General features: G+C 34.6%; 15 protein-coding genes. All 15 read right to left on the reverse strand.

What is annotated here, in order from left to right:
• Window positions 1–30: 30 nt before the first annotated feature.
• Window positions 31–1,332: a T9SS ring complex lipoprotein PorK/GldK gene (porK, locus tag DFQ12_RS21500; RefSeq protein ID WP_120261122.1), complete on the reverse strand. Its 1,302-nt coding sequence runs from the start codon at window positions 1,330–1,332 to the stop codon at window positions 31–33.
• A 30-nt stretch (window positions 1,333–1,362) separates the two neighbouring features.
• On the reverse strand, window positions 1,363–2,055 hold the full coding sequence (locus tag DFQ12_RS21505) for an outer membrane beta-barrel protein (protein WP_120261123.1): 693 nt from the start codon (window positions 2,053–2,055) through the stop codon (window positions 1,363–1,365).
• A gap of 133 nt (window positions 2,056–2,188) precedes the next feature.
• On the reverse strand, window positions 2,189–4,588 hold the full coding sequence (locus tag DFQ12_RS21510; RefSeq protein WP_120261124.1) for a GumC family protein: 2,400 nt from the start codon (window positions 4,586–4,588) through the stop codon (window positions 2,189–2,191).
• Between the two features lie 8 nt (window positions 4,589–4,596).
• A complete protein-coding gene (locus DFQ12_RS21515; protein ID WP_244211818.1) occupies window positions 4,597–5,262 on the reverse strand; it encodes a polysaccharide biosynthesis/export family protein in 666 nt (221 codons plus the stop codon).
• 338 nt (window positions 5,263–5,600) lie between these two features.
• The gene (locus DFQ12_RS21520) at window positions 5,601–6,734 is read right to left on the reverse strand and encodes a DegT/DnrJ/EryC1/StrS family aminotransferase (RefSeq protein WP_120261126.1); all 1,134 of its coding nucleotides are present in this window, start codon (window positions 6,732–6,734) and stop codon (window positions 5,601–5,603) included.
• 2 nt (window positions 6,735–6,736) lie between these two features.
• On the reverse strand, window positions 6,737–7,378 hold the full coding sequence (locus tag DFQ12_RS21525) for an acetyltransferase (protein ID WP_120261127.1): 642 nt from the start codon (window positions 7,376–7,378) through the stop codon (window positions 6,737–6,739).
• Entirely contained in the window at window positions 7,356–8,087 is a 732-nt protein-coding gene (locus tag DFQ12_RS21530; protein ID WP_120261128.1) for an SDR family NAD(P)-dependent oxidoreductase, read from the reverse strand. The genes DFQ12_RS21525 and DFQ12_RS21530 overlap by 23 nt, the downstream gene beginning before the upstream one ends.
• Window position 8,088: 1 nt before the next feature.
• Window positions 8,089–8,319 carry an acyl carrier protein gene (locus DFQ12_RS21535; protein WP_120261129.1) on the reverse strand — a complete coding sequence of 77 codons (231 nt, stop codon included), beginning with the start codon at window positions 8,317–8,319 and terminating at the stop codon, window positions 8,089–8,091.
• A 5-nt stretch (window positions 8,320–8,324) separates the two neighbouring features.
• Window positions 8,325–9,341, reverse strand: coding sequence for a 3-oxoacyl-ACP synthase III family protein (locus tag DFQ12_RS21540; RefSeq protein WP_120261130.1), 1,017 nt, complete (start codon window positions 9,339–9,341; stop codon window positions 8,325–8,327).
• Between the two features lie 76 nt (window positions 9,342–9,417).
• Complete coding sequence (locus DFQ12_RS21545) at window positions 9,418–10,035, reverse strand: sugar transferase (protein WP_120261131.1); 618 nt, start codon at window positions 10,033–10,035, stop codon at window positions 9,418–9,420.
• On the reverse strand, window positions 10,028–11,272 hold the full coding sequence (locus DFQ12_RS21550; protein ID WP_120261132.1) for a glycosyltransferase family 4 protein: 1,245 nt from the start codon (window positions 11,270–11,272) through the stop codon (window positions 10,028–10,030). The genes DFQ12_RS21545 and DFQ12_RS21550 overlap by 8 nt, the downstream gene beginning before the upstream one ends.
• A gap of 2 nt (window positions 11,273–11,274) precedes the next feature.
• Window positions 11,275–12,396, reverse strand: coding sequence for a glycosyltransferase family protein (locus DFQ12_RS21555; protein ID WP_120261133.1), 1,122 nt, complete (start codon window positions 12,394–12,396; stop codon window positions 11,275–11,277).
• 2 nt (window positions 12,397–12,398) lie between these two features.
• On the reverse strand, window positions 12,399–13,220 hold the full coding sequence (locus tag DFQ12_RS21560) for a glycosyltransferase family 2 protein (protein ID WP_120261134.1): 822 nt from the start codon (window positions 13,218–13,220) through the stop codon (window positions 12,399–12,401).
• A complete protein-coding gene (locus DFQ12_RS21565; RefSeq protein ID WP_120261135.1) occupies window positions 13,220–14,377 on the reverse strand; it encodes a hypothetical protein in 1,158 nt (385 codons plus the stop codon). The genes DFQ12_RS21560 and DFQ12_RS21565 overlap by 1 nt, the downstream gene beginning before the upstream one ends.
• Window positions 14,378–14,382: 5 nt before the next feature.
• Window positions 14,383–15,600, reverse strand: coding sequence for a hypothetical protein (locus DFQ12_RS21570; RefSeq protein WP_120261136.1), 1,218 nt, complete (start codon window positions 15,598–15,600; stop codon window positions 14,383–14,385).
• Window positions 15,601–15,611: the final 11 nt, after the last annotated feature.

Raw genomic sequence — 15,611 nt, forward strand, 5'->3', positions numbered from 1 at the left:
CATTATCGAATTTATATTTTACAGTCCGAATTAATACTTACGTGTTTTACTTTGCACAGTTGGCATTTCGAATGCAGACATCACACAACGAAAACCGATATAAGAATGCGGCTCGTAATCCACCGAATAATTACGTGTTTCACTATTTAATTGTTCACCATTGTCTTTCCATGAGCCGCCACGTACGACTTTTCGTTTGAGCGCATCCCCATCCTTTGCATCGGCATCATATAATAATGCGGGATTAAGGTCATTAACAAATACGACAGCCGATGGACTATAGGCATCCAATGTCCACTCGGAAACATTACCCGCCATATTGTAGACACCAAATGCATTCGGCATATACGATTTAACTGGTAGTGTGAACGTGGCTCCATCACGTGAGTAAGTACCCTCGCCTTGTTTAAAGTTGACAGCCAGTTTCTTTTTCCCCTCTGTACCATCAATAGTCATTCTTGAACCAGCTATTGTATCTTGTGGATCCAGTTTTCCAGATGCGGCATATTGCCATTGCGCTTCTGTTGGTAAGCTTAGGCTTAGTTGATAACCATTGAGGTAAGAATTTTTTAATACTGTAGCCGCCATTTCGCTTGCACGCCAATCCGTGAATGCCCGCGCTTGTCTCCATGTTACTCCAACAACGGGATAATAATCAAAGGAAGGGTGCGTAAAATAATTCGCATCCAAAGAAGCTAATTGTGCGTTTGGAAAATCTTTTGTCCAGATGTCTTCCACGGGCATCACCGCAACGGAATCCGTTACATACCCCTTTTTCATATTTCCTTTTGACTGTAAATACGAGAAGCGGTATTTAATTACTTCTGGATTAAGCGCACGTCGGTTGCCCCGCATTTCCAACATGGGAGCAAGACGTTCCTGAATGCTTGGGTCATTGCTTTTCCATAAGGGAGATACCTTCTTGACCTTTGCCCAATTGATTCTTCGCTGTCCAACCTGTTCGCCGGCAATCTCCAAAAAGTACTGATCATCTTGCAGGTAATCCGTTACCGCAACAGAATCAGCTACCCAATTCACAAACTCACGATACTGCTTATTTGTTACTTCAGCTTCATCAATGAAAAAAGCACTTACACTTACATTTTTACCAACATTACCGCTATCCAAAGAGCCCTTGAATAGAATTGTTCCTGAAGGGATATAAACCATTCCCGGAGGCGCTGGGAGTTTACCACCTCGAAAAGCATTTACCTTGGGTGCTTTATATATTGCTGAGTTCGATTTACAGGCAGAGAAACCGATTAAAAGTGCCAAAGCACCAAAACCCAACAGACGATTTTTAGAGATCTGTTTTATTATCGTTATCATCATTTGTTAATTAAATTAGGTTGTTCGATTCGTTTATTTCCGATTGAAAAGGGCATATTTTACACCCAACGAGACAAAACCATATTGATCGTTATTTTTATTCTTTATACCGTCAAGATTATCATTGGTCGTTAAGGTATGCTGATAGTTTACATTAATTGCCCATTGTGGCCCGTATAAAGTACGCCCAAAGGGAATATCAACACCAATATTTAACGGAACCACAAAATGGATTTCACCTAAATCGTCAGCAAATTCACCGCCTTGATTGGTAATTGCATCAGCATAAATTGGATCTATATTACGTTTAATCCGGTTTTTAACCAAACCAGCACCAGCACCAATATAGATATTGGAAAGAATGCGTGAAAGTGTATTGGCTTGTAGTGTATAATAACTGTAATTGTCTGCATGTCCCATAAACTGACCCAAACGAACTTTTCCATTTAGGTTCCCAGCAAAGTATCTATTTTCAAAATCACTATTGTGACCATTGCCACTCAATGTACCTTTTTCGCCCCGCAAACCAACGGATATAAAAGGATTGATTAGGTAATCAGCTTCGCCATAGAAAGCAAATTTAGCTTCTACATTCGCCAGATCTGTTAAGTTATAAGCTACACCAGCACCTGCTCCCACACTAATAGGTCTTGAAAATTGTGCCGAAACTGTCCCTATCATAAAACCTAAAATTCCTGCTGCTGTACATAATAGTTTTTTTCTCATAGTGTGTTGATTAGTATTAAAAATATTACAATCATAACGGATTGTATAAATAATTATTGTAAAATAAAACCCCAAGTCGAATGCACGACTTGGGGTTAACAACAATAAGGCCAAAATCTATTAAACTATAGATCTATTTTATATTTAATCGATCTTTGATATCCTGCCATACTTTTGCAAATCCTGTTTTCTTTTTGCCTTTGTCACCATAACCATAACCGTAGCCATAGCCGTAACCATAGCCGCGGGCAAAGTCCACATCATTGACTACAGCTGCAAGATTTTTCAATTTGCCATCTACATAAAGCTCACGCGGCACCTGTAATAAACGTTTATCAAGATAATTAACACGAGAAACATACAGGGTCAAGTCGGCATTATGTGCAATTAATAGCGTATCGGTAACTAAACTGACTGGTGCTGTATCCACTAAAATATAATCATAATGTTCACGAGTATATTTGATTACATCATCGAAGTGTCCATTCATCAACAACTCGGCAGGGTTTGGTGCAATATATCCTGAATAGATCACATCAAAATCATAATTCCCCGGTTTCTTGATAATAATGTTATCCACATTCATCTCCGGATTAATTAAGAATTGCGTAATTCCAACATTAGTATGTTGCAAATGGGAAAGACCCAAGTAATCTAACACCTTAGGGCTACGAATATCAGCACCGATTAGCACAACTTTTTTTCCAGACATGGATAGGATCTGCGCCAGGTTTGTAGTGACAAATGATTTACCTTCACCAGAAATTGTTGAGGTTACAAAAACAACTTTTGAAGAATCCTTTTGATCTGCTCCGAACATAAAGTTCATATTAGTTCTTAATATACGAAAGGCTTCAGCTAAGGAGGAACGGTCATTAAGATGCACAATAGTGTCCTCGGCTGTCGGAATCTCTCCCAAGACTGGTATCTTGACAATATCTTCAATATCTTTACGCGAATGGATTTTGTTATCTAAAAGGAATTTTAAATATAAAATACCAAAAGGAATAAAAAATCCGCAAAATAAAGCGCCCAATAATACTATAGATCTTTTAGGAGATACAGGTCTCCCATTAACATAAGCTGCATCAATTATTTTCAAATTATCAGGGGTGGCTGCTGCCTTTACTTCACTCTCCTCACGCTTTTGGAGTAATAAAAGATACAAAGATTCAACGATTTGTTGTTGCCTTGAGATCTTTTTAAAGCCTTGTTCCTGATTTGGAATCGAACTAATCCTACCTTTAATTTCAGTTGATTTTCGTTCAATACTGTTTAATGCAAGCTGAGTTACTTTTTGGTAGTTTTGCAGAGATTGACGGATATTTTTATCACTCTCCTTAATATTCTCGTTTAGGGCGATTACAGCTGGATTTTGTTCAGAAGCGGACTTTAATAAATCATCACGTTCTAAAACCAACTTATTATAAGCAGCAATAGCATCACCAATAGAAGCATCTTGTAAGCCAATGTTAGATGGTAATAATTTCCCTACTTCTTGGCTTTTCAAAAAATCCGACATATGATCAACGAGCTTCAATTGCGTTTTATATTCCAAGACTTTCTTATCGTTCTCGGATGCATTATTTAAGAATACACCAGCTTCTGTTGCCATATCAACCATCGAGTTAGCTGATTTAAATTCAGCGGCCTGCTCATCAGCGCCAGAGAGATCCTTAGATATCAACATCAAGCGCTTGTTAATAAAATCAGATGTAGCACGGGTCATTCGTAACTTGTCGCTAGTCAAATCCGTATTATAGACATCAATTAATGCATTTAATATCAATTCAGCCTTTTTACCCAATTCTGCAACCATTGCAAAGTTTACGATGAAAGATTGCATCTCTTTACTAGGTGTAATATTTATCGAAGATAAATTCGCATCTACAGCCCAGTCTTTAGGAATTATATTTATTATATATTCCTTATCTGTATCTAATCTATTGTTAATACTTTTCTTAAATACTATTGTGTTTTCCCCAATCCTTACAGTTTTATCAAAATCAATATCAAAATTTCTATCTGAAGTTAGATCTTTAATGTGTAATTTATTATTAGCAATAAAATTCACCTTCAGAGCTAGTATTGTAGAATCTTGATCTCCGAGCGGTTGGACAGAGAAGGGCATATCTTTTTCTAAAACCTCAGAAGATCTTATTTTGCCTTTCTCTGAGTATATTACGTTCAAATGATATTGATCCACAACCTTGCGCATTAATCTTCGAGAATAAAGAACCTCAATTTGATCGGTGACAAAGCCCCCTCTGGTACCACCAAACCCCATACTATTACTCAATTCCGCAATACCTGCTAATTCACCTGCCGAAGCACTTCGCTCGTCTTTCAACAGGATTTTAGCGGTGACACTATAATTTTTCTTTGCATACCTTAGGTAAACTATAGCAGTGCTAACGCATAGAATAATTGCTAATGCAAACCATTTCCAATAGAAGGCATATTGCTCAAAAAGCTGCCTTAAATTAATATCGTCTTCTTGTTTTTCTTTTATATATGTAGATCGCTGTTCCATGAATTCTGTTAACGGGTCAATACTGAAATTACGGTAATTAAAAGGCTTGCTATAGATATAATGATATTTGTATTTGCGCCAAGCTTGGAGTTGTTAATTTGTGCCTTGTTGGGTTCAACATAAATTACATCATTCTGAGCTAAATAGTAATAAGGTGAGTTTAGAATATCCTGTTGCGTTAAGTCTAAGCGATGTGTAGTTTTTTGACCATCAATTTCACGAACTAGCAGAACTCTCTCTCGAACCCCTCTAATGGTCATGTCTCCCGCCATGCCTAATGCTTCCAAAACTGTCACACGTTCAGTTGGCATAATAAACGATCCAGGTCTTGCAACTTCACCTAACACAGAAACACGAAAATTATTAAAGTTCATATTAACTCCGGGATCTTTAATATATTTACCTAACTCTATTCTCAATTTTTCTATAGCTTGTATTCTAGTTAAACCAGCTACTTTTATCTTTCCTAACATTGGCAAGGTAATATCACCCTGCTCATCAACTGTATATGTAGGTTTTAGTGCCATATCAGTTTGTTGCGTAAAATTACTTGTTGCCATTGTACTGACTGGGTTGAAAGGAGCTGTTACTTTTGGGTCGGCCGCTGTGACCACAATGGTTAAAATATCATTAACCTGAATCTTAGGAACATATTGTTCATATAAAGTGGTCATCTGTGTGGAATCTGGCTGTAAATAAACCATATTCTTACGGGATCCACAGGAACTAAACATTATTAAAACTGATAAACACAGTCCTAATATCAAACTATACTTTGAAAAAAATCGCATGCGCTATTTAAATTATAAATTGATTCATGATTTGCAGACAAAAATATATCTTTTTTACAACTATAAAAACATCATTTTCAAAACACATCACAAAAAATCTTCCTTACACAGGCAAGATCTATGCCTAAAACCTCTTTTTTATTATTTTTATAAAAACTTTTCATAGCCTATTTTTGTTCTTAAAAAATTAGGTTATCATCACTGGTTTTAAGTACTACCGCTTAATTAAAAAGAGTAACGATAGATTCCTTAATACGTTCCTTCTCTACATCTGTCAAATTAGACCCCGATGGCAAACAAAGACCGTTATTAAACAAATCCTCAGCCACATTTTCCCCATAATATACTGCATTTTTAAATACTGGTTGCAAATGCATTGGTTTCCATAACGGCCGGGATTCGATATTATCTTCCAATAAAGCCAGTCTAAGATCTTCACGAGTTTTCCCCACTTTACCCGCTTCTATTGTGATTGCCGCTAACCAATGGTTAGAATAAAAATCTGTTGAAGGTTCTGTAAAAACGTTGATACCCTCAATATTAGCAAATAAATCAATATAAAATTGAGTCATTTCACGACGTGCCTGAATACGATCCTTTAAAACTTCCATTTGCCCCCGACCAATACCTGCACAGATATTAGACATTCTATAATTATAACCAATATGAGAGTGTTGATAGTGTGGAGCATTATCACGGGCTTGCGTAGATAAAAATACGGCTTTATCTTTATCTTCCTGTGTATGGCAAACTAATGCGCCACCACCTGATGTAGTAATAATTTTATTTCCGTTAAAACTTAATACACCAAATCTTCCAAAAGTACCGCATGCCTTCCCCTTATAAATTGATCCCAAAGCTTCAGCCGCATCTTCAATCACAGGAATATCAAACTCTTTTGCTACCGCAAGAATCTCATCCATTTTTGCCGGCATTCCGTAGAGATGGACGACAATAATAGCCTTGGGTTTCTTGCCTTTCGCAAAACGATCGCGAATAGCTTCTCCCAAAGCTACTGGACACATATTCCAAGTATCTATTTCAGAGTCAACAAACACCGGTATAGCTCCTTGATACGCTATTGGGTTTGCAGAAGCGGAGAATGTCATCGATTGACAGATCACTTCATCTCCGTAACCGACACCGCACTCAATTAAAGCTAAATGTAGTGCCGCAGTTCCAGCGGACAATGCCGCAATCTTAACATCTGTATTTAAAAATTTTTCCAAATCCTGCTCAAACCCATTAACATTGGGACCTAAGGGGGCAACCCAATTATTATCAAATGCTTCGTGTACGTATTTTAGCTCGTTCCCTCCCATGTGAGGCGACGACAGCCATATTTTATCTTTCATTGCTAAAAAATTTTTTTTGCAGGGTTACCAAAATAAGTTCCCTCTTTTTTTATTGTCTTTAATATCACAGCACCTGCTCCGATCCTTGTATTCCTTTCGATTTTAACTCCTGGCAATATTGTAGCTCCAGATCCAATAAATACATTATCTCCTATAACACATCCACCACCAATATCCACATTAGGCATTATGCTGACATTATTACCAATTTTCACGTCATGCCCAATTTGCGAGCCTAAATTTATAAACGTTCCGTCTCCTATATTCACATCACAGGATACGATTACATTCGGAAACAAAATAACTCCCTTTCCTATATTTGTTCTTTCACCTAATATTATAGAAGAATGGAAAAAGCTTAATACGTTAATTGATGTATTGCGAGCAAAACCCTCTAAAATTTTTTCCTTTACGTGAGGATTCATAATTCCCATCAGCACATTCCCCGATTGAAATGCAGCAATGTTGCCTAATACTTCGTGTGTCATTTCATAGGGCATCAAAGCTTCGAGATTATCATCCCAAAATCCATTAATTTTCATAAATGCATGCTCATCCTTATTTATCCAAGAAAGCAGCTCTCTAGCAAGTCCACCTGCCCCAATGATATCTACATTTATTTTACTGAATTGAATATCCTCCATCTATTTTTATATTTTGCCCCGTTACCCATTTAGATTTTTCTGACAACAAATAATCAATTAAATATACGACATCTTCAGACTCTCCGATACCAATCGGATGCATACCGATAATTCTCTTTTTATTATCCTCCTCTAGTTGCTCAAAAAGCTTTTGGGTCAAAGGAGTGTTTACAATCCCCGGAGAAACGCTGTTTACTCTAATCTTTCTCTTTGCAAGCTCCAATGCCAATGACCTAGTCAGTCCTAATAAAGCAGATTTACTAGCACAATATCCGATCTTGCCAGGTTGACCGAGTTCTCCCATCACCGATGACAATAGAATAAAACTAGCACTTTCCGTTGAATACTTTTTTTTGGACAAATTTCTTAATATTTCTATTGCAGAAAAGACATTCAAGGTGAAGATTCGCTGTACTCTGTCTTGTGTATATAACGAAATAGGTAATGTTTCTTCTAACCCAGCGCAATGTACAAAGCCATTAAATTTAATATCCAAAGTTGACTTAAAAAGGTTTTCAATTTCTTCAACATTAAACAGATCAAACTTTACAAAGTTAAAATTCTCAAAGCCTATTAAATCCTGTATCTTTTCTTCGTCCCTTCCAATCCCATATACACAAGTATTCACATCTTTAACAAGAAAGCTCGCTAAAGCTTTGCCTATACCGGAAGTCGCCCCTGTGATTAGTATATTTCTTTTTTCAAACATATTATTCAAAACGTTCGGCTCCGATCTTCTCCATTAAGGATTGAACAGTCGTAATAGAATTTATATCATCTCCCGTCAAGTTTACATCAAATTCATTGGATACAAGACCTATCAATAGCATCGCTACCATTGAATCCCATTCATCCAACTCTTTCAAGTTTGTTGACGTCTGTAAATCAGATTCTAGTTCTAATTCTTCTTTTAATAATTCTAAAAATTTTTCTGTGTTCATAATGACTATATTAAACTGTTATCAATTTCAATTATTCCTCCTGCCCACGATAACCCTACTCCGAACCCTACAATAACCACTGTTAACGGACTTTCAACATTACCTAAACCTTCCATTAAACGCTTTAATGCTATAGGGATTGTATTAGAAACCGTATTACCGCTATCAGACATATTTACGTAAAACTTATCCTTTTCTATCTTTATACGCTTCCGTAAAAAATCAAGCATAAACGAATTTGCTTGGTGAAAAACAAAGTAGTCTGGATCACTCAATTCCATTTTATTGATTTCCAATATTTTTTTTGTGAAATCCGGAATATTTTCAGTCGTAAAATTAAAAATTTCTGGACCGTTCATATACAAATCATTATCTGTATATTGATTTTCAGAGCCGTATACTCGTATTTCTGGGTTTGTAACACAAGAGCTTTTAGTCCCACCGTTCTTTATGATCAGTTTTTCGGCACCACTTCCATCCGATCCGAAAGCAAACTGTCTTAATCCATCTTGATCACTTTTGACTAAAAACGTGGCTGACGCCGCATCTCCGAATATTGCTCTATTTGAACGATCTTCAACATTGAGATATTTAGAATACGTCTCAGCAGTTACAAGTAAGACACTGCTAACCTGTCCACTCTCTATAAGTCCCTTAGCTAAGCTTAATCCATATACATAACCAGAACATCCTAAATTAAAATCAAAGGCGCCCACAGAACGTGAAAGACCAAGCCTCTCTTGTAACAGACAAGCAGTAGTTGGCAAAATATATTCTGGGCTTTGTGTACAGTAGACAATATATTCTACCTGTGTCTTGTCAATGACTTGAAATAATTTTAAACAAGCTTGCTCAGCTAAATCTAAAGCCGTTTCCTCAGAATTCGCCCAATACCGGGACTTAATTCCCACCTTAGATTCAAATTTCGTAAAATCATAATCTGGGAAACGATCCTGAAGCATTTCATTTGTAATCTTATTCGTTGGCAAATAATATTCTAATGCCTGTATTTTAACGCCCATAGCTAATTTATTTATTTATTAATCTATCGATTATATCAAAGATTGTCCACAATTGAATCATACGAAGCTAAGCAAACTACTTATTATTTGTTTTATTTCCTTTAAAAGCTTCCATCGTTGCTTGCCCTTCCGCTGATATCCCTTCTCGTATAAATACCTTTTTTATTGTTAAAAAAAATATTCGAACGTCCACTAAAAAAGAAACATTATTTACATACCAAACGTCATATTCGAACTTTTGTTCCCAAGATATAGCATTTCTTCCATTAACCTGTGCCCATCCGGTAATTCCCGGCCGAACGTCATGTCTTCTTCTTTGCACATCGCTGTATAAAGGCAAATATTGAACCAAAAGTGGACGAGGTCCAATTAATGCCATATCGCCTTTCAGCACATTGATTAACTGAGGAATTTCATCAAGAGAAGTTTTCCGCACAAACGCACCAACTGGAGTTAAACGATCGGTATCGGATAAGAGATTTCCCTCTTCGTCCTTCCTATCATTCATGGTTTTAAATTTGATGATTTTAAATATCCTCCCATTTTTACCCGGGCGCTCTTGAAAAAAAAACGGCCGACCGTTATTTGCAATATACAATCCGACAGTCACCAAAACAAATAGTGGCGAAAGTATCAATAACCCCGATAAAGCTACAAAAAAGTCTACAAGGCGTTTAAGTGAATGCTTATACATACTTCTCTGTGATGTTTTGAATCTCAATTAAAAAACGTTCCGCTAAAAACTTCCTATCGAAGTTCTCTTTCGCATATTTATATCCATTCTCTCCCTCACGCGTGATTCGTACAGGATCGGAAAGATATTCTCTTATAATACGGTCATACTCTAATGCATTTTCTGGCTCTACGTATGTACCAGCTTGTGCTTTTTCAACCAGCTCTCTCGATACACCATCAATAGCCATTAATATAGGTTTCTTGCAGGAGAAATAATCGAACGTTTTATTTGAGTAAACTGTTTTAAATGTATCAACTTTTTTTAAGACCGATGCCCCCATATCTGATGCTAAAATAAATTTAAAAACCTCGCGCTTTGGTACAGAGTCGAGAAAACGTACATTTCGAATTTGCATCTGCTTTGCCTTAACAATCAACCTGTCTTTTTCCATACCTTGTCCGATTAGCAAAAAAAGAACTGGAGTATTCTCTAATAGCTTACCTGCATCTAACAATTGATCAAGATGATTTGCAACTCCATGCGCTCCAACATATGTAATAACGAACTTATCTTTTAAATCATGCTCCCGTCTGAAGTTTTCTTTATCAAAAGTTTTAACAAGGTCTTCTGATAATGAGAAGTCTGCAGCATTTGGGATCATAATTAATTTACCCTCGGAAATCCTTTTTTTATCTCTTAAAGTATTAAAAAAAGCAGGTGTCAGTACATTAATTAATCTCGCTTTTCTATAGATAAACCGCTCGACCGAATAAGCTAATTTTATAATCCATTTGTTTGTCAAAACACCCGTATCTATAGCAGATTCGGGCCAAAGATCACGAATTTCGAAAACCATTGGCAAACGTTTAAATAAGGCAATCAAATACCCCGAAATTCCAACGAACAATGGAGGTGATGTCACTACTACAACATCATACTTTCCTTTCACTTTAAATAATCCGCCCCATAAAGACGAAAACATAAAAGAGAAATATCCCCAAAGTCGCCCCAAAAACCCATTATTATATGACTCAGAAACGTGAGTTCTATGAACAGTAACATTTCCCTGTTTTTTCTTCACAAAGTACTTCCCGCCATATTCTGCCCGCTTTTTATTTCCATGGGCATGCATCATCCCTGCAATAACGACAACCTCATGCCCCATCTCAGTCCATGTCTTTGTTATTTCGTTCCAACGCGACCCTCCAGGATCATCTTCTTCTAAGAAATATTGATGTAACAATAAAATTCTCATAATTATTTTAGTATTATATCCCAATACAACTTGGTAAACTTTGAAACATTTTCGTTAATTAGTTGATCCAAACTTTGGGAGAAAACATCCCTCTTCTTTAATTTTGGAAAATCTTCCACCTTAAATTCCTCTATATTCCAGCCACATTCCAAGTGTGAAACAATTCCATTAAGTACCGGATTATCTTTATTTATTATGACTGGCATAGCATTTTTTAATGAAATGTACAATCGATTTGGTGCACATAATCTATTATTGATATATGTAGGTAAATACATAACTATTGATGCAATACACTTTGACCAAACTTTACCCAATAACTCATACTTTACAGTGCCAAAGAAATAAAAATTCTCAGCATCCAGTTTAAATTCCTTTAAAAATTTTTTAAATTGAATATCACTTACTCCTACAATAAGTATTTTAAAATCTGAAGGCACAATTCGACTGAACTCGGCAAGTTTTTCCCTCCCCCGTTCGACCTCTAAAGATCCTTGATGCATTATAAATTTAACTCCTTTGTTCAACACTGAATCTAATTCTTGAAATCTCACATCATTTACTAACAAATCTTCATTAATCCTATCATTATAATAAGGAAGATTAAGGAAAAAATCAATATTGCATTTCAATTTTAAATTCTGACAGACAATGTCCATCCTTTCCTGATTTGCAAAAATCACCAAGTCCGCTTTCCTCATTAATTGGTTCTCCAAAGATTGATAAACCCTATATTGTAGAGATTCATTTTCGTTTGGTAATTCGTGGTCATCGTAAATTAATGTAAAGGATTTACCCTTTATTATACGATAGATTAATGAAGGAAGAACCACAGCTGTATCCTGAACGTGAAGAACGTCAGGCCTTAGTCTAAATAAGAGCAATAAACTTTTGATTGTAGTATCTATCACTGTAAAAATCCTAAATAAAGATTTATTCCTAAATTTAGATTCAAGTTCATAAACCTCTACACCTTCTAAAAAATTCTGATATGGCTTATCTGGTAACAAAATAAAATCCAAATTATTAATCAATCCACTATTTCTTAAAATCTTAATTTGGTTAATAATCCGACCATCAACATTTAGATCTGTCTTGGCTATAAAAACAACTTTTTTCTCCATAACTATTTAAAAAAACTATAAAAGTAAACCTTGCTAACCGCTAGTAGGCGTGTGACAAAAAAAATAAAACTATATTTAAGCGGAGCAGAAAAATATACCATAGAATAATTTTTTAAAGAAGCAATCCAAAGCCTTGTCCTATAAACCCAAGTTTTCTTAGACCTTAGAGCGGACCCCGATCTCAACCTTCTATAATAGATAACATTCTCTTCAGCAAGAATAATACTTGTAATATTTTGAGAGATCTCAAACATAAAGAGCCCATCCTCACTTATCTTAACATAAGGTTTGAATCGAAAATTTGCAACTACTTTTCGAGGGATTAATTTACCACATACACTCGATAAAAAACCTCTATATTTAACTATATTAAAGGTAGAAGCATGTTTAAGATTATTATATGCCATTGTGACATAATCTTCTCCTATTTTATTGGATTGGTCATCAAACGTCAAAAACCGAGAAACTACTATTGATGATTCTGGCGGATCTCCTACTTCAATCCTATTTATTAATCCTTGTAGGAAATCAGAACTAATATAATCATCATCGTCTAAGAACAATAAATAATCTCCATGCGCAAGTTCTATTCCAAGATTTCTTGCATTAGATACGCCAACAGAGCTACTAAATATTAGTTTAAAGATATCGCAATTACCAATCCACTTCAAAATATCTTCAAAATAACCCCTCCTTTCTCCATTTAATACTATTATTACTTCTAAAATTGGATCTCTATTCACTTGGCTTTTGATAGAATCAATACACTCTTTGAAGTAAAGTCCTGGTCTATAAGTAGGAATTATTATTGACACTCTTCCCATTATTGCAAAATCATTGTATAAAACTGATAGTTCATACTATTCCCATCTATTTGAGTTCTATTATTAGAATAAAATTCTCGAAAAATTGAGACCAATGACCTATCATATTTAATTAACTTTAACCATCCGTCTGAAACTTTCCAAGAACCAGTTCGTATGATTTTATCATTCGATTCTTGTCCATTCACTAATGAATGAAAATTTGATTTTTTGGCATTCCATAGTCGTTCCTTTAAAGTATTACATAGCAATAAAAGATCATTATTACTCCACTCACCTACTTTTAATTTTATGCAATCCAAAATAAATTGGATTACGTGATTCCCATGAGAAATATCTTGAACTTCGGTCCCTTTATTCCAGGACTTGAACTTTGCCGATGACAAATATTTTGTAGCACTTAAATCATAACTTGAATTCCAAATATAACAAGACTTACCACCTTCAGTAACCTTTTTCATATTTTTCTTTAAAAGGCTATTAAATGTAGTGAATACTTCTTTAGAAGCAGTTAATACTGCTTTTTTCGAAGACATATTGTTTAGATAAACAGCAATACTTCCCCATAAGGCTCCCATATGAACACGTGCCCCAATAAATAGAGAAACGTCATTGTACTGATTTATCGAGCGGTCATACCATTTAAAAAAGTTGTCTTCAACAAAAGATAAAATACCATTCTTAGTTTCATTATCAATATTTGAACCTCCTATTGACAAAAATTCTAATATGTATCTAAATAAATATCCTTCATATAACATAAATTCTTGTCCATTCATTTTATAATTAATGTCCCTTGAAGAAATTTCTGCTGTCCACTTTTTCTTTCCCTTTGCATTATCACCGCTATTCATAATAGAATTTATCAATCGTAAATTCAAATCTAAATAATTCCTTTCCTTAGTTCTAGAGAAATTATGATTGTTTGAATTTATAAAATATGATAACACTAGAAAATTATTTGGATTACCTCTCTTTGCGACACTAATAAGATTATCAATGTTATTTTGGCTTGATTTATTATTTAAAACCTGAACAATTTTTTTTTCGAAAAAGGAGCTTTGTAGAGATTGAGAGAAAGCTGTCAATATATATAGATTGTAAAAAAAAACTATAAATAAGCCTTTTGAAACTCCTAAAATTTTTGATCTACTCATTTTTTTTATTTTATATTTAACTTAGAAAACAAATAATCCTTATTATTTGTCATAAAAAACACCAAAACTAGAAAAAACACGCTATTATGCTGTAATAAACAATCAATATTCCAACATGCCAATAAAAATATAAGAAATAAGAATCTAAATATCCCACCAATGTCTCTTCTAAATAGAATAATATAGCTTTTGATAATTAGAAATAAAGGAATGATTCCAAAGCGCAAAATAATATTTACAAAAGACGTATCAGTTGTCTTCATATTTGTAGCATCCAACCCGAACATCGCAGGTCGAATGAAAATAGGCATATCATAAGGCAATCCTATTACCCAATGGAACTGAGCTAGTTTATCTCTAATTCCATCATAAATAAATTCTCGATTATTAGATATGGCAGATTCATAAATTGACTGATCAGAAATTAAAATAGACAAAATTCGTCGATCAATTTGTAAACGCACAATCTCAAAACTATTATATATAGTGGAAAAAATAATGATTATAACCAAGGACAAGAATATAATTTTAGGAGTCATCTTTAGTAAATTATTTGAAACAACTAGATATATAGTTGCGAGAACAAATAGAGCTAAATATGTTCTATTAAAAGTGGCCAATAAAGAAATAATAGAAAGCAAATAAACTGAATTATAAAATTTACCGCTATTAAACCATTCTCCTTTTTTATTAAAAGAAAAATAAAGACCGATAAAACCAAATGCAGCATTTGAATTCATGATCCTACCACCACTATATAACAAAACATCTTCATTTTCCAATTTTGTAAAAATTGGAAGAGGAAAAAAGACTGAAATGAAAGATAAGCTAATAGAAACTAAAACAGCCATACATAAGGTTTTCCAAACGAGTTTTATATCAATATTAAAACCTGTCTTTAATAGGATAAATGAAGAAAACAAAGGTAAACCTATACGAATTGACTTGAATGCATCTGAAGGGCTCTGCGAAAAAACAACATACTTGATTACAAACTCGTTAATTAAAACAATCGATAAAAGAACAGCAATATTAATATTAAAACTTTTTAGATTGGCTACTTGTTGATTTTCTCCCTTACAAAGTAGATTCAATATGGGTAACAATAAAAAGCCCAATTCAGAATATTTTAATTGGATACCAGGTAACTCAATATAGAAGCTAGTGTTTGTTGGCAAACAAAAACTAACAAAGAGAATAAACAAAAACAGATATTTAATCATTATTATAAATT

It is taken from the genome of Sphingobacterium detergens, assembly GCF_003610355.1.
GTDB classification, from domain to species: domain Bacteria; phylum Bacteroidota; class Bacteroidia; order Sphingobacteriales; family Sphingobacteriaceae; genus Sphingobacterium; species Sphingobacterium detergens.